This window comes from Frateuria sp. (assembly GCF_035944355.1).
Lineage (GTDB): Bacteria > Pseudomonadota > Gammaproteobacteria > Xanthomonadales > Rhodanobacteraceae > Frateuria_A.
Window position 1 is genome coordinate 60,549 of record NZ_DASZBH010000004.1, and the last position, 20,300, is coordinate 80,848.

A 20,300-nucleotide genomic window follows, 5' to 3' on the forward strand; every position below is an offset into this window, starting at 1 on the left:
CGATGAATACGCAAGGATGCTGCAACGGCGCGCATCTACCGGCTTGCAGCCTCGCCATTGAGTACGTCGGCGCGATGCTGTTCGAGACCGTTGGAACCTAGAGTGATCTCAACGAGCCTGCAGCCACTTAAGTTCTTGCGCTGCGCAAGGGAACATTAGCAGGCGAGTTAGCGGGGTCATGCTTTCGATGCCTTATTAGGCAGCGCGACGGTGAACCGGGTGCCGTCGGAGTGATTCGACGTCACCTGGATGCCGCCGCCGTGCCCTTCGGCGATCTTGCGTGCAATGAAAAGGCCCAGGCCCAGGCTAGTCGGTGGGCGCGTGACGTGGTCTTCCTCGGTCAATTGGACCAGCGGCTGAAAGATGGACTCCAGCGCCGCTGCGGGTATCGGTTCGCCCTTGTTGGTAACGCTCACCACGTACCCGGTAGATCGGCCGCCAGCCTCGACAACAACCGGGCATCCTTCTGCACCGTGGCGCGCGGCGTTGACCAGCAGGTTGAGGAACATCTGGTACAGGCGACCCCTATCGTAATGGCCGTTTAGCCTGGCAGGCGCGTGCAGTTCGAAGCGTGCACCTGGATAGGTGGCGGTGGCATCGGCGATCGCGTCGTTGAGCGGTTCCAGCAAATCGCAAGGCTCGGGGTGCTGGGGTATGCCCCCTCCGAGTTGGTTACTGGCATAGCCCATCAGGTCGTTGATCATGTGGGACATGATCCGACTCGCACGGGTCACGGTGGATGCCAACGCGCCGATATCCTCAGTTGACAGCGATGGCTCCGCCAGCATCTCCCCGGCGAGAGCGATGCTCGCCAGCGGGGAGCGCAAATCGTGACCGAGCACGGCCAGGAACAGGTTCCGCGTGTCCCCTGTGTGCCTCGTCCACCCCTTGATCGATTCGGCCAGTGCCTGATCGATTCCCTCATTGAAGCGGATCACCTCATGCAGTGCGTCGACATCGGCATGCTCCATGTAGGGCTCCCACAGTCGCAGGACGGCGGCCCTGAGGGAGCGGAATTCCGCACTCAGCTGCAACAGCGTGTATTTGTGCAGATGCCGGCTCTTGCCGTGTTCGGCCGCGGCACTTTCTTCGCTCTCCACCTTTGGCCCGTGCCCTTGGGACTTGCGCCGTTGCTCGGGGTCGGTCTGCTCGGTCTCCATGTCGTCGGCAATCGCTGCAAGCATCTGGCGTGCATGGTCGCGAAGTGCTTCATTCGAAAGCAGCCCCGGCTGCGGAGTGTTCTCTCGCGCGAAAGCGTCCCATTGCGCAAGGATGGATTCGATGTGGTACCGGATGAAAGTCGAAAGTTTCAAAAGAGTGCCCTCGCAGCGTGAGGGGAGCGGGCCCCGAGCGGACTCCGCCGTGCTGTCCAGTCCTTCGAACAAGGCTGCGCTTGCCGAGGATCGACGACCGCCAGCTTAGCGCCACGGGCCTTTCGCGCGGCTAGTTGGCCCTTGCTGGTGGCTTTTTTGACCTCCACAGCACCGCCAGTCCCGCGAGTCCGGCACATCCCGATGCCAGGAATATCCCCAGCTTGGCGCTGGCAAGCTCGCTTTCCCGAAAGGCCAGGTTGGCGATGAACATGGCCATGGTGAACCCGATGCCCGCGAGCAGGCCGCCGCCTGCCAGCATGCGCCAGTCGAGGTCCGGCGGGCGTGTGGCGATGCCCAGGCGCACCGCAATCCAGCTGAATGTGAATACCCCCACCGGCTTGCCCAATGCGAATCCGGCGAACACCGCCCAGGTGATCGGCCCCCCGAGATGCTGCCGTGAGAGCACAAGCCCGGCGTTGGCGAGGGCGAACAGCGGCATGATGAGGAATGCCACCCAAGGGTGCAGCCCAAGCTCGAGCCTTTCGACGGGGGAGAGTGTTTCGCGCGCGGCGATCTCGGCCAGCAACACGGTCTGGCGGTCGCGCGTCGGGCCGCTACCGCGGTCCTCGGCCGGGTGTGCAACCACTTGGCGCAATATGGCGTACAGGCGATCGGCGCTGACCCAGGGCCGGGCCGGGGTCATCAGGCCGAGGATGACCCCGGTGACCGTTGCATGCACGCCGGATGCGTCCACCGCGACCCAGACCGCGGCGCCGATTGCGAAGTAGAGGGGAAGGCTTCGCAATCCCGCCCAAGCCAACGCGCGTATCGCGACCAGACCCAGCGCCGCCAGCGCGAGCGCCTGCCAGTTGATCGCGTGGCTATAGCCGATCGCGACCACGAGCACTGCGCCGATGTCGTCGACGATGGCGAGCGAAAGCATGAAGACCCGCAACCGCTTGGGAATGCGCGTGCCGAGCAACGCCAGGCAGCCGCTCAGGAAGGCAGTGTCGGTGGCCATGACGGTGCCCCAGCCCGCCGCGCCGGGACGGCCCGACAGCAGCAGGTAGAGCCCCGCGGGCACCAGCATGCCGCCCAACGCGCCCGCGATCGACAGCGCAGCCACGCGGGGCTTGCGCAGCTCGCCAAGCACCAGTTCACGTTTGAGTTCCAGCGCGACGAGGAAGAAGAACAGGGTCATCAGCGCATCGTTGATCCATCCTTTGAGCGAGCGGACCAGCTCGATGGGCCCCAGCCGCACGCCCATGGGCGTGGCCCAAAGCCTGTCGAAGGATTGCGCCAACGGCGAGTTCGACAACACCAATGCGGCGATGGCGGCCAGCAGCAGCATCGCGCCGGCGCCGGCCTCGATGCGCATGAAGCGCAGGAACGGGCGAGTTAGCCAGTCGATCAGCTCGCCTGGCAGTCGGATCGGTGCGCGCGGCAAGCGCTCATCCTGCATGGAGTTGATGCCTTTTTGGTATTTCATCTGCCCATCAAAGTCGCCGGCCGCAGTGCATTTCGTGGTCTGGCTTCACCTTGCCGGGCGGAAGCTGGCGGTTGCCTGTGCAGTCGCGTCCTTCGTCATGTTGGAACGACATAGGTGGATGCCGAGGGAGAACCAATTCACGCGCGCTTGGCCTCGGCCTTCGCCATCGCGCGCTACATATGGAATGGCTTTAGCATGATCCTGCTGGGGTGAGCACGATGTCGGACCTTCTTTCCTTGGCGTCACGCGGACTGACGGGGGCGTCGTGGAGTGCGTGGGTCCTCTACTTCCTTGCCACCACACAGGGGACCATCGTCGCGGTGACACTCTATCTGCACCGCAGCCAGGCCCATCGTGGCGTGCAGTTCCATCCCGTGATAGCACACCTTTTCCGCTTCTGGTGCTGGTTGACCACCGGCATGGTGACGCGGCAATGGGTTGCCGTGCATCGCAAGCATCATGCGCGCTGCGAGACTATCGATGACCCGCATAGCCCGCAGGTTTATGGCATCGGCACCGTGCTATGGGGAGGGGTCGACCTGTACAAGAGGGCGGCAGCAAACAAGGACGATCTGGCGACCTTCGGAGCCGGCACACCGACGGACTGGATCGAATGCCACCTTTATGAACCCTGGTCGTGGCTGGGGCCGACCCTGCTGGCAGCGGTCAGCATCGCTCTGTTCGGCGTGGTCGGCGTAGCGCTGTGGGCATTGCAGATGGTGTGGATCCCATTCTGGGCGGCCGGGGTGATCAACGGCCTCGGGCATTGGTGCGGCTACCGCAACTTCGAAACCTCCGATACGTCGGCAAACCTCGTGCCGTGGGGACTGCTGGTCGGCGGAGAGGAGTTGCACAACAACCATCACGCGTTTCCCGCTTCAGCCAAGTTCTCGCAGCACCGGTTCGAATTCGATGGAGGCTGGCTGGTGATCTGTCTTCTGCGCTGGTTTGGCCTGGCAAAGGTGCGGCGGGTTGCGCCCGCCCTCGGGTACCGCGCGCACATCCAGGAACCCGACGTGGAAACGATACGAGCGTTGCGCGTGCAGCACGGGCGGATCCTGCATGACTACGCGTCCAGCGTGATCGCACCGATTCTTGCGCAACAGCGCTTCGGCGCTCGCAGCGTGCGTCGGCTTCGACGGGCGCTGGCCAATGGAGGGCGCTGGCTGGACCCCTCGACCCGCTCCGAACTTGCGGCGCTGGTACATGCGCGGCGATACCTGACCGAGGTGTGCGATTTTCGCGACCGATTGGCTGACATGACTGCGCGCAATCGGCGCGACATTTCGCCGTTGGCGCAGGATCTGCGGCGCTGGTGCACCGACGCGGAAAGCAGCGGCATCCGCGTACTGGTCGAATTCGCCGAGCGACTGAAGGGTTGCCACGTAGTGGAGGTAAGGGCCGGGCGCCCAACGAGGCCCAGCCTGATGCAACCAAAACCGTAACATCGACAGGAGCACTGTGGGTGTCCTGGCGCTACGTGCGCCGCGGCCAGAGGGCCGCATCATGCAAAGCCACCCATTCCCGTTGGCCGACGCCCATGCTTCGATCGGCAGGTTTCTTCTCCAGCTTTGCCAAAAGATCGGCCTGGTGCCAGCGCCCGCCGTGCGCGACCGAATCAGCCGCCGTCATCGGGCGATGCGGATCGTGGATGAACGACGCGGCGGCGTGCGAGAACGGGGCAGCCAGGCATCTGGCTTGATCCCTCCTGAAGTCTCAGCCGTGTCCAAGCCGACCTACTTTGGTTCGTTCTGCTCATCCCTTGTGGCCACCGAGAACGGCAACCACGAGCAGACCGAGGTCCACGATAGTGAGCGGCGTGCACGGGATACGAGAATCGCGGCCCGCCTCCCGAATGCCCAGCAGCATCTCAGGCCGGAACAGCAGCACCGAGAGCATGTTCGGAGTTGCGGACTTGATGGCAGACAAGCAATGACGAGGATGGACGCACGCCAACGGCAGGTCGCTCTCCTGCAACGCCTCGCCCAGATTGTCGAATAGAGGAAGTCGCCATGTACGCCCTCAATCAAACCAACTCGCTGTACTTCTTTCCGCATACGCTCAGCTTTGCTCCTCCAAAGGCGGAAATGGAGCGCGATCACTGGCTGCTACGAAATCATGGATCGGCCGGGTGGCGATGGGCTCATCCCATTAGCGCCCACCTTCTACCCGCGCGTGGAAACATCCGCACCGAGCAAGCTGAATTAGATCGCCACGCAAAAGAGTTCGATCGTATGGACGATGATGGGGCGCCTCCACGGTCCCAGCAAGAAGAAGGTTAGCCATTGCCCCGCCCAGGACACGATGGCATCCGGCCTGGACATCCTCCACGACTCCAGATGCAACGAGGGGCGCGAACACCACTCCAGAGGCAGGCTTTCATGGTGAACTTATCCGGCAAAACCGTTAACGGCTATACGTACGAAGGCATCTATGCCAATGCAAGCCCGGATCGGATCACCTGGGCCGCCACGTTTCGACGCAACGGCGTCTTCTTCGGTATGCGCCACGGTCGCATCAACGGACTCCGCAGCATACCCACTGAAGAGGTTGATGACGTCGTGAAAGACGACATCGAGGAAGCCTGGTTCAATTGAGCTGAATCAGGCGCTTCCGAAGTGGCTCAGATGAGGCCTGCGCCTCAGAGAGTGGCCGACCTGCTGTAACCTCTACGATCGGGAGCACCATGCAGGAGCCCACCGGTCGTTTCAATTGAAGCTCGATCGCCCGAGGCTGCACGCACGGCCGGTGCTCGCTTCTGGTCGGTAACGTACGCCTCTCGCCGTAGCCACGATGCAATCGCCAACGCTGCCCGCCCGGAGCAGTCCAGTTTGGTCACCTAGGCGAGCTGAGCCGCTCACTCAAGCGGACGCGCAACGGGTCCGCTCTTGGCCGATAGCGGAAGTCAAGTCGATTCTCTTGTCCGGGGCGCCGCTACGGAACGTCGTTTTCCACCCAATCCGCATCGAGCAGAGGTGCGTCGCCCAGCGGCCGGGCGCGGTAGAGCCCCCGAGCTGAACCGTTTAGGCCGTGAAATCCAAAATTAACTTGCGTTTCCGGCCGAAAACTGTAATTTAATTTGGGATGGCGAAACGAATTCCCCCAACTCATCCCCGCGTACAGCGCCAGATCGAGGCGCTGAGCCAGCGCCTGCGCGCAGCCCGGATGCGCCGCTCGATGACCCAGGAGGTGATGGCGGAGCGCGTGGGGGTCAGCGTCCCGACCATTGCCAAGCTTGAGAATGGCGACCCGTCGACCAGCCTGGCAACCGTTCTGCGAGCGCTGACTGTGCTCGGCCTGGCCGGCGACATCGACCTGATTGCCGCACAGGACACCCTCGGTCGCGAGCTGCAGGACAACGCACTCCGGCGCACCAATGCCCCGCCTCTCACCCGGACCACCCCGAACTCGCGGCCGAAGCCCATCGCCCAAGCGCCGCCTGCGTCTACCTTGCTCCCCACTCCGTCAGTGCCGCCGAAGCCGCCACGAGCACGGAAGCCCAAGCCGTGAACCGTCTGGAAGTCTGGATCGACGACGAGTCTCTCGGCGGCTCGGCCTTTGTCGGTCACCTGTCGAAGACGGGAACTAGGACGGGGGAGACGATCAGCTTCGAGTACGCCCCCGACTGGCTGGCCAGCGCCGGGCCGGTGGCGGGGTTCCCGCTGGATCACGAGCTGTACTTCGGTGCTGGTCAGCAGTACGCGAGGGCTGGCGCCAACGAACTGCCGGGTGCTTTTCAGGACTGCTCGCCTGATCGCTGGGGCAAGCGCCTGATGGACCGCCGCGAGGCGATTGAGGCGCGCGAAGAGGGGCGCAAGGTGCGCAACCTGCGCGCGTGGGATTACCTGATAGGCGTCAATGACGAGTCCCGCATGGGAGCGCTGCGTCTGGTGGATCCAGAGTCCGAGCGCTATGTGGACGACCGCACGCTCAGCGCCCCGCCGATCACCGAGCTGCGCCAGCTCGAAGGCATCGCCGCGCAAGTGGAGCGCGGCGATGCCGACCTATCCGACGAGATGGTCCGCTGGATCAAGCAGATCGTGGCGCCCGGCGCTTCACTCGGCGGCGCCCGACCAAAAGCCAGTTTCCGTGACGAAGCTGGACAGCTATGGCTCGCCAAGTTCCCGTCCAACGATGACCGTGTCGACGTGGGATTGTGGGAGTTTCTGACCTACCAGCTCTCGCTCGACGCGGGCATCGACATGCCCGAGGCTCGGCTGATGCAGTTCTCGGACCGTGGTCACACCTACGCAGTGCAGCGTTTCGATCGCACCCCGATCTCGCGGCGCATGTTCTCGTCGGCCATGACCCAGCTGGACGGCACCGAGAGCGAGGGCCACAGCTACTTGGATCTCGTGCAGGTCATTGAGACCAGCGGCACCTCCACGCAGATTGCGCGCGACCTTGAACAGCTGTTCCGGCGAGTCCTCTTCAACATCTTGATCGGCAACCGCGACGATCACCTGCGCAATCACGGCTTCATGCGGGCGGGCGATGGCTGGCAACTGTCGCCGGCATTCGATGTCAATCCGAACCTCGACAAAGATCATCACGTGCTCGCGATCGACGACCGGGATCCGTCGCCAGATGTGAGCCTCCTGCTGGCCACGGCCGACTACTACCGCCTTTCCAAGAAGGCCGTAGGCGCGGTGGCCGAGCACGTGCGCGCAGCGGTGCGCGGCTGGGAGAAACGCGCGCGTACGCTGGGTGCGCCTCGGAGCGAGATTTCGCTGATGCAGGCTGTCATCGATCCGGACCGGTAAGCCGCGCGCGTCCGATGTGGAAACGTGGCCATTGGGGCACAGTCCCTCGTACCTGCCGCTACCTCAGATACATACGGGGAGCAGGTCCTAGATACGAACTGACGGTCATGGCCAGCGTCCAGGGCGGCCGATGGCTTATCAGCGCGGTGAAATCGGTCGCTGCCGTTGGGTGGCCCGGGGTGGACGCGCCCAGGCGCCCCATCGGCTGGGAGCCGGTCGGGGACGAGTCTGTGGCTTGCATGGTTGCACGCCAGGCTAAGTCCAAGCAGAAAAGCGGCTAATTTCGGGACTAGATAATCTAATGTGGTAATCAGCAACCCTATTTTTAACGACCACGTAGTTAATAGGCATTAATAATCATGAAAGGTGCGCAAAAACAACCACTTGTCCTATAATTCGTCACACGAATGCGCCATTCGTCGTGCATGTGCCGAAAATAGAGTGATATATATATATCGGACAAAGAAGGCGCCCCTTGCAGGGCGCCTTTTTTCTTTGGCAATCTGCGTCCAACTTAGGCCTTGTTGGGCAAATGGTGCGCCATGGAAACTAGTGAAAGGTTGGTCGCTCGCTTTGGTGAGCTGATGACATATCCGCAGCTTGCGGAGCTACTAAAGCGCAGTGCAGTGGGCTTGCGGTACAGCTTGTCGAAGCGGGACTCGGCGTTCTCCAAGGAGCTTCTTACCGCAAGGGTGAAGCTTGGCCGACGTGTGTACTTCCGTACTGACGTCATTGCTTCGATCGTCGATCGAGCGTAGAGCCGGCCATGTCTGAACTGATTGTCGTCCGCAGATCGCGGCCACAGAACTTCACTGTCCTCGACAATGCTGTTCTTCGAGATCGTAATTTGAGCTGGAAGGCGAAGGGGCTCTTTGGCTTTCTCTCCTCCTGCTCCAGCACATATCGCCTGACTATTCGCCGTCTTGCAGAACAGTCTGGGGATGGGAGGGAATCAACAATGTCAGCGGTCAGGGAGCTGCAACGTTGCGGCTACCTAGAGATCGAGCGTCTTAGAGGCGCTGGCGGAAGATTCGTGAGTACCACTTGGATCATCAAGGATCCGGCGGATCGTGCTCCCGAGGGGGCTCCATCACGGGTGGCTGACGAGCAACAAGGCGCTCCGTCGTTGTCATCTGATAGTAGGCGCGAGCCGCACTCGCGGCCCAAGGTGCGCGAACCGGGCAGCGACCACGAACGGCATTCCCGTATTGTGGTGAGCGACCACAAACGGGATTCCCGTATCGTGGATAGCGACCACGAACGGGATTCCCGTATCGTGGATGGGAACCACGAACGGGAAAACCGGGTTCTGGTAACACCGTCTAGTACTACAGAAGTATCAGTACAAAGCATAAGCACTACTACGAACAATGGCGTTGTGGCCGAGTCTGAGTTCCACTTTCAAGACGGACTGCATCAGGCCGAGCGAGCGGAAATGTTGAAAGTGGTGGGGAGGTATCCGCAAGAGCTCGCTCAGCAACTTCTCGATGAAGTCGCTGACTACTCGAACGCCGAGATAAAAAGCAGTCGTGTTGGCCTCCTGGCATCGCTCGCTGGTAAAGCTGAGCGTGGCGAGTTCAGATTCGCGCGAGGCGCGGCTGTCGCGAAAAGACGCGAAGCCAGGCTCGCAGACACGGCACGGCAAGCGTTTGCCATGAAGGCGCGACAAGAGCAGAGGGCTCGGGCCGCTCAACCACCAAGCGCTATCGTTCTCGCCAATATCGAACGGGTAAGAGAGCTATTTGGGGAGCGAGCATGAATACTCTATTTCTCCTCATGGCCGAGTACGGGACCGCGCAGATTCCCTTGGGCCGTTGCGCCCAGCTCTTCGGCATGACTCCGGAGGAAGCCGCGAAGCGTGCCGGCCGCGCGGCGCTCCCGGTACCGGCTTTTCGAGTCGGGAGCCAAAAGTCGCCTTGGCTTGTTGATGCGACGCGCCTCGCGGCTTACCTCGACGAGCGCAAGGCTCAAGCTGCAACCGATTGGCATCGTATCAATGCGGCAGGCGGTCCTCATTGAGGCGGTTGCCGGGCAGGGGAGCCCCAGGGATCCTTTTCCAGCGGCTGCTTGCAGCGGATTCGCTTCCGGGACCAGCGGCCGAAGCGAACCAGCCCGACACCGGAGTTTTTTGCGGAGTCCGCAAAAAAGCTCTCGAGCAGATCCGCGGCAGCTACCCCGTGCTCAGGTAGTGCAAGCGCAGCAACCCTCAGTCGGAGTTTTTTGCGGAGTCCGCAAAAAAGTCTGGAGCAGATCGGCAGCAGCTATCCCTGCGCTCAGGTAGTGGAACATAAAGGAGTGGGATTCACTTTCGCGCGATCAGCCGCGCAGCCGTTGGTATCGCTCAGCTGCGCCGAATCCCAAAAATACAACCAACGAATCTCAAGTGAATCCCGCTATGGCTACCTCACAAATTAGCGTTCGTCTCGACGACGGCATGTTGCAGAAGCTAGAAGCCCTGCTGGCGGAACGTGGCGGGACGCGTGCTGCCGCGGTGCGCGAAGCCGTGCGCGACTGGCTACAGGAGGAGCGACGGCGCGACGAGCAAGACCACCTAGAGGCGCGGATCGCCGGGTCGCTAAGCCGAACCAGGAAGGAGATCAGTCTCGTGCGCAATGATGTGCACGTACTGATGGCCTTCTTCGATAGGTTCGTGCGGTCCTACCTCGTGCACACGCCTCCGGTTCCTTCGGAAGCCATCGACGCGCAGGCGGCAACCGCAAGCGAGCGTTATCACAAGCTCATGCGCGACATACCTTCCGCGCTACAAAATGGCGAAGGGCTCGCAGCGTTCTGGTCGGTTGCGGAGTAGCCCTATTTTTGCGGGGCCCGCAAAAATGGGGGGCTAGGGGACAGCTGAATCTCGCCACCAATGGCGCACCCGGGCTACCCGCGATTTCCCTGGAAGTCTCTGTGCGGACAGATGGCCCCCGCTCAGCGACCGGCCGTCTACTCGGAGCGCAAATGAAATTGTATTTGAACGATTCCAAGGTTGGCGAAATCTTGGATCTGTATCGCATCTATCTACAGCAAGAGGAGGAGCTGCGTGCACCCATGAGCGCCATCGTCGAAGGCATCGTGCTGTACTTCTTGGACGAGCACCCGCAGTTCCGCGCTTGGAATGCTCGTGGTTGCTGCTCAGGTGGGGAGGTGGAAGAAAGGTTGTGACGGGGGCAGCAAGCCAACCCCGTCGATCATGGGCCAACTGGTGGCATGATGAATTGATGGCGCACCCGCAGCGCTTGTGGCATGAGCTACCAAAACCTGGATCTATCAGAAATATCTTCCAGCGTGTTTTGTAGTTCGTGCACTCATTTTCGGGGTGCTGCTCGGCATATCTAAATCTGAGTGACGAGCGCATCGTCGCGTATGCGCCAGTGACGAGAACGCTAGTTCCGGAGGCATTGGATCAGGCAGGAATCTCATTCACCATAGGCCCCTCAGCTCCGATGGCTGAGAACCTGTAGAACTTCGCAGCGGCTCCCATGTGCCTGAACTTCTGACGTGCCAACTGCAGCAGCTTTTCGTCGCACGTAGAGATTACGAACTGCCGCTCACCTTCCGGAGAACTTTGGAGTCCTGATATAAGATCCAGCAGCGCGTACATGTTCAGGTCATCAAAATGCGTTACAGGGTCGTCCATCATGATGGACGAGAAGCCTGACCAGGTCTGGGAGCTGCAGGCGGTCAAGAACAGTCCCAGGACGAGCGTCTGCACTTGCGATTGGCTGAAGTAGTCGGTAGGTCGCAACTCCTGGCCCTTTCTGTGAACCCGGATGCCTATAGCTGAGTCTTTGCTAGACACCTCAATTTCGCCGAACCCGTAGACTGGTCGCAGCCGTTGTTGAATTACCGCCGTCCTAGGACCGTACTGTTTTATAAAATGCTGTGTAGCGACCGCCTGCTGACCGCCTAACAGCTTCGTGACGTCCTCAAAATAGGAGAGCCAAGGCTCGACTTTTCGCGCGCGCTCTTCAGCCTGTTCTGCCAGCTTTGCGCTAGCTTGGATGCGGTCGCGCATGTTCTGGAACGCGGCCGAGGTGGCTGCCGTATCCACGGCCACTTCAAGGTCGGCTACACGGTCACGTAAGCTTAATGCTTCCGTCTCGCGCGCAGTCGCCTCTAGGATTCGTTGACGCAATTGCTCCTCTGAAACGTCGCTGCCAAGTCCTGCAGCGGTCAGTGATCCGACCAGGAACTGCACTTTGGTCTGATAGGTATTCCATGTCTGAGCTGCCTGCTGATGGTTGGTACGCGCCGCCGCGAGAGTTGCCTTAGCCGCGGCGTGAGCGGCCTTCTGGGTATCCAGTGAGGAGCTTGCATTTTGAACGGAAAAACTAGCTTCGAGCAGCTGCGCCTCGGCCTCCCCCAGTTGTTGAGCCAGGGCCGGTAGGCCTGCCGCAAGATCAACCGCACCGCGATTCGCTTCGACAAGGAGCTCAGTCAATCGGCCCTTCGTCTCCTCTAGCAAGGTCGTCGACGCCAGGCGCTCTCGCTCCGATGCTTGGCGGCGATCCTGAGCAGCAGCGAGCGAGGCATCTGCAGCGGCCAACAGCTGCCGCGCATTGTTGGCGGCGCTGGCGGCGAGCATCTCGGCTTCACGTGCCTGAGTGCTCACCTTTTCAAGTTGTTGGAAAGTATCGCTCGATAAAGATAGTCCAATAGAACTCAGCGCTGTCTCAAAGGTTGACCGCTTTCGTTCAAGTTCCTCACGCTCAATCGCGGTCTGCCTTAGTTGTTCCTCTTCCTGGCTCAGCTCGTCAGAGAGCGATTCTCGCGTAGCAACCTGTGCCTGAAGCTTTATCCGTGCGGCACCCATTTCCTCAGTCAATCGAACTACGAGCTCACTTTGAGCCATCCGTTCGTCGATTGCAGCCAACAGTGCCTCTTGGCTGCTATGGTCATGACCGCACAGCAAGCAAGTCGCTCCGTCCACGTGAGCTCGTAGCTCGGCAATGAGCTTTTGCACATTGGTATCGTTGGTCTTGGCTGAACTGAGTTCCCGCTCTACGCCAGCAACAAGACGTTCCTGCGCCAAGACTGCTTGATGCGCTTCGCTCAACCGCGCGCGCCGCGCCTCGGACGAGCCGCGCAGCATAGCCTCGCGGGCTTGTGCGGCTTCCAATCTCGGCTCTGCCTGCACCCAGAGGCCTGCCTGTTCGTTCACCCGTTGCACCCGGGCTCTCGCATCTTCAGCGGTTTTCAGTGCAGCATCGAGGCGGCGGAGCGCTGCTGCCGCATCCTGCTGTGCACTTGACGCGTGAGACTCGTTCTCCCTTTGCTGGATGAGAAGAGGGTTCAGTACAGCGAGACTTTCGGCTAGCGCCTGGCTCTGAGCAGTCAGCTGCGCATATTCCGGCTGAATTGAGGTGGCCCATGCGAACCACCCCTGCCGGTTTCGCGCGCCCTCTTCCTGGCTTTTGCGTAGCGCAAGCTCACTAGCAAGCGAACCGAGGCGCGCGGAAGCGGCGGCAGCGTTCACCTCGGCTGTTTCGACCTGTGTCTTATGTTCCTCAAGCTGCGCGCGCATGGGTTCGAGTTGCCCATGGAGGGTCTTTAAGGCCATGACATGCTCAAGGCTCTTGGAAACCGTCGCACGCGAGTTGACCGCTTCAGTTGCGGACGACTCCAGCATCGCACGGAGAGCTCTCGTGTCGCGGGAGCTGATGCCAGAGATGTTGAACCCCGAGGTCAGTATGGATTGCTCCAACTCGGTGAACCGAGAGTCAAGCGCGTCCGGAGACGTGTCCGTAGAGGCAAGACTTTCAAGGCGCTCCAATTCCCCTCGGTCGGCGTCTATGGAGCCGCGAGCGCTTTCCGCTTGCTTTCGTGCTTCGCTGAGTGCTTGCCGGGCGAGCTTCAGTACATCCTCGGCCTTTTTCAAGCCGCTCACATAGTCTTCGAATGCGAGCATGCGAGACACGATGTCCGAGGGCAGTTCGCATTTTTCCCCAACGTCACGGGTGAGCTCTTGGCTGTCCTGGCTGAACAGATGAGTGGCTCGAAAGAGAGCTACCATGTTCTCAACGCGATCAGCTGCGGCCGAGGCCCCACCAGTAAGAAGGCTCAGGACCTCCTTTCTAGAGGCTGGTCTTCCATCTACCTGAGCACTGTTGGGTTCCGCCAAGTTGCGGGTAATGACGTGCTGCTGAAACTCACGCTCGAGCGTAAGAGTAACCACGGTCGATTCGTCATCACTGTCTAGATGTTTCGCTGCTTTTTCTAAGCCGCCGCTCACCTTGCTAAGTCGACCAACGCCGCCGGTAACGGCAAAGTCGATGGCATCGAAAAACGACGTCTTGCCGAAGCCGTTTGGACCGTACAGAACGGTCACAGCCGAGCCTAGTGCGAACTCCTTCTTCTTTCGGTAGGCACGAAAGTTCTGGATTGAGATCGACTTTAGCGTTGCCTGGACTCGCGTGTCAGCGGTGGGTTCTGCGGACACCTCAGCCGGAGCTCCCCCGAGCTTTTCTGGCGGGCCGTAGATTCCCTCTAAACACGCGCTAAGAATCGAACTCGCACTGCTCTTCGATGGTAGGACGAGAGCTTTGGCGAGATCAGCCTTCAAGTTGCGCTGTCGAAGTAACGTCTGAGCGGAGGGTGGTCGGGTCTGTACACCATGAGTAACCGGCGAGAGCGGCAGGAATGGCAGCCTGGCGAGGCTGCTCGCTAGGTCGTCGTCCAGCTGAACGACATACTTTCTGCAGAAGTAGACGTCGACTTCGACGCGTGAACGGAAGGACTCGGCAACGGGGATTTCCGCCGGGACGCAGAACACGAATGACACATCCTTAGTCGACCATTCCGAGGTTCGTTTGAGATAGAGCTTCTTGAAAGCCTCGTACAGCGGCAGATAGTCAGCCTCATCACCAAACGCAAATGCTGTGACCGCATGGTCTCGAAGCATTAAAAGTAGCGGTAGCAAGTCCTCGCGAAAGGCCTCCTCTGTGAAGGTGGCTCCGGCCACAAGCGGCGACAGTGCGCCGCGTACCTTCGAAGGTAGGTTCAGAATCTCAGGAGAATGAAGCATCAAGCGCCTCTCTCAGCTCCATTTCATTTGCGGCGTCTTGGTATGCCTTGAGAACATCCTGATAGCCAACCCGAATGACGGCGCTAGTGGGGTCTGTGAAGTTGAGTTCGTTTATCGGTTCAGCGACTTGGTCAAACAATGACCGCATCCGCGGGTCCCATGAGGTGTTGTGTTCATCGCGACTAACCAGAAGCAGTTGACCACGATGATCCGGCATCAAATTGAGTACGTGCTTGTCGCAGTCCTCATGGCTTTTGCCCATTACGGCGACAACTTCGACGCTCGACTCCCCTTTCACGATGGTTGCCTGTGCCCCGTTGCCATGGAACGTCGCTGAATACTGCGCGGCCTCCAGGATCGAGAAGGTATGTAGTACGTGCCTCACCGCATGAGATTGGGTGCTTTTCCACTTGTCTGGATCACTACCTGTCTCCGGAGTTGCGACTAAGATCGTCCTGTCTAGCGCTCTCCATGGTAGCCAGCGAAGCGCGTTCACTGACCGCTGATGCGCGGCGCCGGCAGCGGCGGCCAATGGCAAGGCAGGGAACGAAACCTGCAAGGATTTCGCAGAGTCATCAAGTTCGTCGTTTACCCACTTCACGACCGCAGGAACAAGTCCTGAGGGAGACCGAGGGTCTACTGAACCGGGGTATGGATGCACCGTGGCGTCAGCGATAGCCAATTTCTTACCTGCGGCGCCCGGTGCTAGAGCTAAGGGATTCAACTGACGGAATGAGTGAATGCACGCTCCGCGTTCTCGGAAGACTGCATCCCTGAAGTTCTCCAAAGGATTACCAGGTCGCTGGAGTTCGCCGCCGCAGTAGGTTGGCATATTCTCCGGCTTGATGAATTTGTCGCTTGCGAAGATGACCGCCGACTGCCCGTACTTACTAGCCGTTCCCGGCACGGCATTTCCGGCTACGTTCGCCATCACTAGAGAGGTACCGTCACGTAAAACATTTGGGAACTGCAACGGATTGAAAAATGGTTGGACCTGACTCATGAACGAAGCATGCGATGGTCTTGGGTTGCATTGCGCGACGAACAACCAGGTGAGCGGTAGCTGCGCTTCCTTCGCTGCCGCGGTCTGTTCGATGTACTGTAGAAGCCACTCCCAAATTCGACGTTGATCCCTGACTCCAATCCAGTCGTAGCAGACTAGTGTCGCAAATCGATATGGGGTGAGGCTGTCGGCGTAAGTGCCCTTGAACAAGAAGATTGATTGCCCTTTGAACATGGACTCATGGTGTACTTGCAGTTCTACTCCCGCGGGTTCGATCTTGGTCTGAATCCAACATCGGACTTCGCCAGGCCCGATCTTCGCCCATGTAGCGCAGCAGTTGACCCATTGGTCTGCGCGGATTCGATCTAACGAGCTACCCACATCGTCGTAGGTCGTGCCTGGCCGCTGTACCAGTTCTCCAAACTGCTCCGGCGTCAGGCCCTCGAAGCCACCAATGACGACCGTTCCTGTCGGCCAATTGCCCTCGGCCATAGCGGACGTGATACGGTCGAAGCCGGCCAAGCCAGGCAGCGTGCATTCGGGGAAGATGGTGAAGTGGGTCTTCTCAGCGCCATGTGCGCGCTGGAGGGCCACGGCGAGCGTGCTGTCGATACCCGATAGCGCAGCATCCCTCCATTTAGGCAAAAGCGGGAACGGCTCGACTTGCGCGAAGTCCACATAGGGTTGCGCAATGACCATTCCAACTTCTCCGCGCGGAAATCGCACGTCAAGTTGACCGATGTCAATCTCAATGACCCGAATCAATTGCTTCCCCCAATCGCCTTTTGTTTCCAACTCTGGCACGTACGGTAGTAAATTACCTCGAGAGGGATCTCAACGAAATTCCGCTTTTGGCCGCAAGCGAGCGCAATGCGCGTCGATTAAATTTTGCTCCCAGATGTACCGACTAGTGTCAGGTACCGCTGTAGCGATCATCACTGACTCGCGCGCGGCCCAGTGCCACCAGCATATCGAGTAGTTGGGGCAGGCGCTTTTTCCAAGGGCCACGGGCGGTGAAGCGGGCGGCGATGTCGTCCACACTGAGCGGCACGGCGCTAGCGGTGAGGGTATCGGCCACAGCGCGGACCTGGGCCACGGTGTCCTTAGGCCACGGCTGCGGCTTGCTGCCGGCGCCGGCAGCGGTGGCCGAGGCGGTGTCGTCGTCGAGTGCGGTGTCCAGATCGCGCTGTTCCGGCGCCATCTGCGCAGAGGGATTCTGAAACTCCGGGCGCAGCCAGCGTACCTGGCCACCGGCTTCCTCGGCGGCGCGCTCGGCGTTGAGGGCGACCAGACGTTCGAGGATGGCTTTGTCGAAGGCATGCTTCGCCCCGTCGCGGTCGCTGCTTTCGGCGAGCGCGTCATTGCCGTGAGCTACGCGCAGCAGCGGTAGTAGGTCGCTCCAGCTGTAGGCATCGAGCACGGCCGCATCGATCTCGTCGTGTAACTGGCGCAGCACCGAGACGAGGCCATGCTCGTGGATCACGCGCTCTTTGGCGCTCAGTGTCTCGCCGCAGCGCAGCTTCTCGAGCACGTTGTACATGCCGGTGAGGGTTAGGTCGGGGTAGGCGGCCTGCTGACGCTTGCGGTGGGCGTCGAGTTGTTCGGCGAGGTCGCCTAGGTGCGTGCCCAGCGATTCAAGTGATGGGAACGGAAATGTTTCGAAGCAACGAGTTTTGTTGTAGCGCGGATCGTTCCCAACTCCGAGCCTTCCGCCAGTTGCTAGTGCCCAGACCGTGTGTACCTCGCTTGACACCACACCAAGTGTCGAAGCTCGTTCGTCCGCAATAGTAACAAGGGAGCTATCGGGTGTGGTTCCGATCGGTAGGAAGGAAAAAAATCTGTGCTTGGAGGTTTCAAGCGTAACGATGTAGCGGTCCAGTCCGGCGACAGCTACCCGAAATTGCTGTCGGGGATGGCCTATAACCCACCAGCGCTCACGGAAGGCGGGATTGCGATTCAGGTCCCGCTCTGGCTTTGCGCGCTGTAGAAGGTACTGATAGGGCGCAGGAAAACGCGCGCGCACCTGCTCCTCTTGTACTCCGTAGAAGTCGATCACATACAGGCCGCGAGGTGTCTGCGATACGTCCCGCCCGTTGATGTACGGCCGGATATACTTTTCGAGGCCCGCCGACTTGCCGAGCCCCAATTCCACGGCTCGGGCTCGTGCAACTTGGAACGCTGTTCCGATTGTCTTCATGCCGACCGAACAAAGAGCCCGATTGGCGTGAAGCGACGCAGCGCGCGTCACATCAACGCCAACGGTAAGGTCGGCATTGATCCGTCCGATGCGGCTCTCCATCGTCACGACTAGATCGTCATTTCCATCCTCAGCCTCGGTCCGCTCTTCGGTCACGATGTGCAACTGACCGAGGCGGCGTCCACCCACCCCGACCGTGATGGCGATCCGCACAGCGGCGCCGTCCTCGTTATCCACCCACGGGTGATCAGGCACCGCGAATACCAGTGACACGGGTGGGTCGCCTTCGAGATGCGGCTCAACGGCACGTCGGACATACGCTTGTCGAAGACTGTTGGTGGTAATCAGCCCGAACCGTTGAAGACTTCCGTGCGCAGTGAGCAAAGCTGCGTGATGCCACCAGCGCATCACAAAGTCGGTAGCTTGCGGAATCTCTGGCCAGGCGGCCTGGATCGCATCGACATAGCCGTCTCCGAGCGCATCACGCATGCGCTTTGATCCAATAAACGGCGGATTACCGACTACAAAATCCGCTTGCGGCCAAGCAGCCCTGCGCGGGTTCACATAGCGCTCCAGAGGTACGCGGCGGCTGTCGTCAGGCACGGCCTCACCGGTAACGGGCGAGAACTTCATGCTTATGCCGTCCCAGCGGCTCAAAGGCACGCCACGCTCGTCGAGAAGGTATTCCACGCGGTCGTACGCCAGCACGGCATCGCGATTCTCGATGTTGCGAAAGTCACGAATCACCGGCTGCGGTGGGCTCACGTCGCCGCGGGTGCGGTAGTGCCATTGCAGGTAGCCGATCCACAGCACCACTTCGGCGATGGCGGCGGCGCGCGGGTTGATCTCGATGCCAAGCAGCTGGTGCGGGTCCACCGTTTCGCCACCCATGGCGTCGGCGCGTTCGCCGCCCAGGGCCAGGCCGGTCTGGCGAAAGCCCAGCTCGTCGAGCGCGTTGAGAACTTCACCTTCGAGGCGTTTGAGGTGTTCCAGCGTCACATACAGAAAGTTGCCGCTTCCGCAGGCGGGATCAAGCACGCGAACAGTGCAGAGGCGGTGGTGAAAGTCCTGGATGATCTTGATGGCCTCAGCCCGCGTCTCACGCATACGCTGCGCGAGGTTCTTCTCTTCCTTCGCGCGAGCCGGAAGTGCGGCGATGGACTGCTCAATCTCACTGCTCTCTGCCGCCTTGATCAATGCTGCCGTGTGTGCGTCATTCCACTCCTCCCGCAGCGGCTCAATCACCGTGGGTAGCACCAGCCGCTCGACGTAAGCACGCGGCGTGTAGTGGGCGCCGAGCTTGTGCCGCTCGCCGGGATCAAGCGCGCGCTCTAGTAAGGTACCGAAGATGGCTGGCTCCACGTGCTCCCACTTGGCTTTAGCCGCCTCTATCAGTAGGGCCACCTGCTCACGGGTTAGTGGCAGAGTGTCGGGCTGTTTGAACAGCTTGCCGTTGAAGCGCAGAACATCGCTGGCGATGGCGGCGGAGAAGCCGCCGCCGTCCATGTCATGCCATAGCTGGGCGAGCATGCGCATGGCGGTATCGGGCTGATCGGCGTACTTCAGCAGCAGATCGCGGAAGCTGTCGGCGGGCAGCAGTCTCACGTCTTCGGCAAACATCGTGAACAGGCAGCGCATGAGGAACCGCGCCACGCTCTCGGCCGGATGGCCGGCCGCTTCCAGGCTGCGCGCGAGGGCTGCGAGGCGCGCGGCGATCTCGCGGGTGACTCGTGCGGACTCGCGGCTGGGGTCGAGTGCGAGCGGGTCGGTCCACACCTTGCGCAGGCGCTCGCGGATCGCCTCGTCGCGCAGGTCGGCGAGCGCGAGGCGATGGCTGCTCGGATCGGGGAACGGCGTGTAGGTGGCGCCGGAGCGCGAGAACTCCGAATACAGCTCGATGCGGTTGCCTACGTCGAGCACGATCAGGAACGGCGGGCGGCCTTCGCTGGCGGGCAGCGCGCGAGCGTACTGCTCGGCTTGGCTGCGCGCTCGCAGGAGCGCATCGTCAAAACCCTTGGTGTGGGTCCGCGCCTTGAGCTTTTTCGCTTCCAGCACGAAGCAGGCGCGCTTGTAGAGGTCGATGCGCCCGGCCGAGTTGCTGCCGTCGCCGTGGGCAAAGGTCACGGGCCGTTCGAACATGTACTGCTGCTCGGCATCCGGATGCGGCGGCTCCACGCCGAGCAGGTGGCACAGATCCATTGCGAAACTCTGCGCGGTGGACAACTCCGAGGCGTTGACGCCACTCCATTTGGCGATGAAGTCGTCGCTGGCGTCCCTGCTGATCTGGTTCATGCTGCAGCTCGTCGATTCCCCATTCAGCAGGCTAGCGGAACGACGCTTCCGATGCACATATAGCCCTCGTGGGGGCGATCGAAGTCGTCTCCGGCACCGGCCCGAAGCGGCTTACCGGTCGCCGGGAATTTCAATGCCAGGCTAGGCTCGATGTATGCACAAGGCCGGCGCGGATGTAGCGGCGATGCGAGTGCGAGCGCGCCCGCAAGTCGAGCG

At 60.8% G+C, this 20,300-nt stretch carries 15 protein-coding genes; 9 read left to right on the plus strand and 6 right to left on the minus strand.

Annotation, left to right across the window (positions count from 1 at the left end; all coding sequences use genetic code 11):
* Positions 1-176: 176 nt before the first annotated feature.
* Positions 177-1,313 carry a sensor histidine kinase gene (locus tag VGU03_RS01490; protein WP_327476289.1) on the minus strand — a complete coding sequence of 379 codons (1,137 nt, stop codon included), beginning with the start codon at positions 1,311-1,313 and terminating at the stop codon, positions 177-179.
* Between the two features lie 130 nt (positions 1,314-1,443).
* The gene (gene nhaA, locus VGU03_RS01495) at positions 1,444-2,802 is read right to left on the minus strand and encodes a Na+/H+ antiporter NhaA (protein ID WP_327478008.1); all 1,359 of its coding nucleotides are present in this window, start codon (positions 2,800-2,802) and stop codon (positions 1,444-1,446) included.
* Between the two features lie 218 nt (positions 2,803-3,020).
* On the opposite strand from nhaA, the gene VGU03_RS01500 reads away from it, so the two are divergent.
* Positions 3,021-4,247, plus strand: a complete 1,227-nt coding sequence (locus tag VGU03_RS01500; protein WP_327478010.1) for a DesA family fatty acid desaturase — start codon at positions 3,021-3,023, stop codon at positions 4,245-4,247.
* Positions 4,248-4,557: 310 nt separating this feature from the next.
* Here VGU03_RS01500 and VGU03_RS01505 read toward each other — a convergent pair whose 3' ends face one another.
* Entirely contained in the window at positions 4,558-4,701 is a 144-nt protein-coding gene (locus VGU03_RS01505; protein WP_327478012.1) for a hypothetical protein, read from the minus strand.
* 113 nt (positions 4,702-4,814) lie between these two features.
* Here VGU03_RS01505 and VGU03_RS01510 point away from each other — a divergent pair, with 113 nt between their 5' ends.
* From VGU03_RS01510 to VGU03_RS01545, 8 genes are all read left to right on the plus strand, one after another.
* Entirely contained in the window at positions 4,815-5,084 is a 270-nt protein-coding gene (locus tag VGU03_RS01510; protein ID WP_327478013.1) for a hypothetical protein, read from the plus strand.
* Positions 5,085-5,183: 99 nt separating this feature from the next.
* On the plus strand, positions 5,184-5,399 hold the full coding sequence (locus tag VGU03_RS01515) for a TonB-dependent receptor (protein WP_231322256.1): 216 nt from the start codon (positions 5,184-5,186) through the stop codon (positions 5,397-5,399).
* A 487-nt stretch (positions 5,400-5,886) separates the two neighbouring features.
* The gene (locus VGU03_RS01520) at positions 5,887-6,312 is read left to right on the plus strand and encodes a helix-turn-helix transcriptional regulator (RefSeq protein WP_327478014.1); all 426 of its coding nucleotides are present in this window, start codon (positions 5,887-5,889) and stop codon (positions 6,310-6,312) included.
* Positions 6,309-7,565 (plus strand): type II toxin-antitoxin system HipA family toxin, encoded by a 1,257-nt coding sequence (locus VGU03_RS01525; RefSeq protein WP_327478016.1) that lies wholly within the window; start codon positions 6,309-6,311, stop codon positions 7,563-7,565. The genes VGU03_RS01520 and VGU03_RS01525 overlap by 4 nt, the downstream gene beginning before the upstream one ends.
* 766 nt (positions 7,566-8,331) lie before the next feature.
* Positions 8,332-9,324, plus strand: a complete 993-nt coding sequence (locus VGU03_RS01530; RefSeq protein WP_327478018.1) for a hypothetical protein — start codon at positions 8,332-8,334, stop codon at positions 9,322-9,324.
* Positions 9,321-9,584 carry a pyocin activator PrtN family protein gene (locus VGU03_RS01535; protein WP_327478020.1) on the plus strand — a complete coding sequence of 88 codons (264 nt, stop codon included), beginning with the start codon at positions 9,321-9,323 and terminating at the stop codon, positions 9,582-9,584. Before VGU03_RS01530 ends, VGU03_RS01535 begins: the two co-directional genes overlap by 4 nt.
* Before the next feature lie 376 nt (positions 9,585-9,960).
* The gene (locus tag VGU03_RS01540; RefSeq protein WP_327478493.1) at positions 9,961-10,374 is read left to right on the plus strand and encodes a ribbon-helix-helix domain-containing protein; all 414 of its coding nucleotides are present in this window, start codon (positions 9,961-9,963) and stop codon (positions 10,372-10,374) included.
* Positions 10,375-10,526: 152 nt separating this feature from the next.
* The gene (locus VGU03_RS01545; RefSeq protein ID WP_327478022.1) at positions 10,527-10,730 is read left to right on the plus strand and encodes a hypothetical protein; all 204 of its coding nucleotides are present in this window, start codon (positions 10,527-10,529) and stop codon (positions 10,728-10,730) included.
* Positions 10,731-10,971: 241 nt separating this feature from the next.
* Here the strand turns inward: VGU03_RS01545 and VGU03_RS01550 are convergent, their stop codons facing one another.
* The 3 genes from VGU03_RS01550 to VGU03_RS01560 form a co-directional block, all read right to left on the minus strand.
* Complete coding sequence (locus VGU03_RS01550; RefSeq protein WP_327478024.1) at positions 10,972-14,592, minus strand: AAA family ATPase; 3,621 nt, start codon at positions 14,590-14,592, stop codon at positions 10,972-10,974.
* A complete protein-coding gene (locus tag VGU03_RS01555) occupies positions 14,576-16,390 on the minus strand; it encodes a hypothetical protein (protein ID WP_327478026.1) in 1,815 nt (604 codons plus the stop codon). The genes VGU03_RS01550 and VGU03_RS01555 overlap by 17 nt, the downstream gene beginning before the upstream one ends.
* Positions 16,391-16,508: 118 nt before the next feature.
* On the minus strand, positions 16,509-20,084 hold the full coding sequence (locus tag VGU03_RS01560) for a class I SAM-dependent DNA methyltransferase (protein WP_327478027.1): 3,576 nt from the start codon (positions 20,082-20,084) through the stop codon (positions 16,509-16,511).
* Between the last annotated feature and the right edge of the window lie 216 nt (positions 20,085-20,300).

Bases quoted from the DNA above. Each gene is read 5' to 3' on its own strand.
- VGU03_RS01530 (WP_327478018.1), top strand. From the start codon at position 8,332: ATGTCTGAACTGATTGTCGTCCGCAGATCGCGGCCACAGAACTTCACT.
- VGU03_RS01510 (WP_327478013.1), top strand. From the start codon at position 4,815: ATGTACGCCCTCAATCAAACCAACTCGCTGTACTTCTTTCCGCATACG.
- VGU03_RS01515 (WP_231322256.1), top strand. From the start codon at position 5,184: ATGGTGAACTTATCCGGCAAAACCGTTAACGGCTATACGTACGAAGGC.
- VGU03_RS01520 (WP_327478014.1), top strand. From the start codon at position 5,887: ATGGCGAAACGAATTCCCCCAACTCATCCCCGCGTACAGCGCCAGATC.
- VGU03_RS01505 (WP_327478012.1), bottom strand. From the start codon at position 4,701: ATGCTCTCGGTGCTGCTGTTCCGGCCTGAGATGCTGCTGGGCATTCGG.
- VGU03_RS01545 (WP_327478022.1), top strand. From the start codon at position 10,527: ATGAAATTGTATTTGAACGATTCCAAGGTTGGCGAAATCTTGGATCTG.
- VGU03_RS01500 (WP_327478010.1), top strand. From the start codon at position 3,021: ATGTCGGACCTTCTTTCCTTGGCGTCACGCGGACTGACGGGGGCGTCG.
- VGU03_RS01560 (WP_327478027.1), bottom strand. From the start codon at position 20,084: ATGAACCAGATCAGCAGGGACGCCAGCGACGACTTCATCGCCAAATGG.
- VGU03_RS01535 (WP_327478020.1), top strand. From the start codon at position 9,321: ATGAATACTCTATTTCTCCTCATGGCCGAGTACGGGACCGCGCAGATT.
- VGU03_RS01540 (WP_327478493.1), top strand. From the start codon at position 9,961: ATGGCTACCTCACAAATTAGCGTTCGTCTCGACGACGGCATGTTGCAG.
- VGU03_RS01550 (WP_327478024.1), bottom strand. From the start codon at position 14,592: ATGCTTCATTCTCCTGAGATTCTGAACCTACCTTCGAAGGTACGCGGC.
- nhaA (WP_327478008.1), bottom strand. From the start codon at position 2,802: ATGAAATACCAAAAAGGCATCAACTCCATGCAGGATGAGCGCTTGCCG.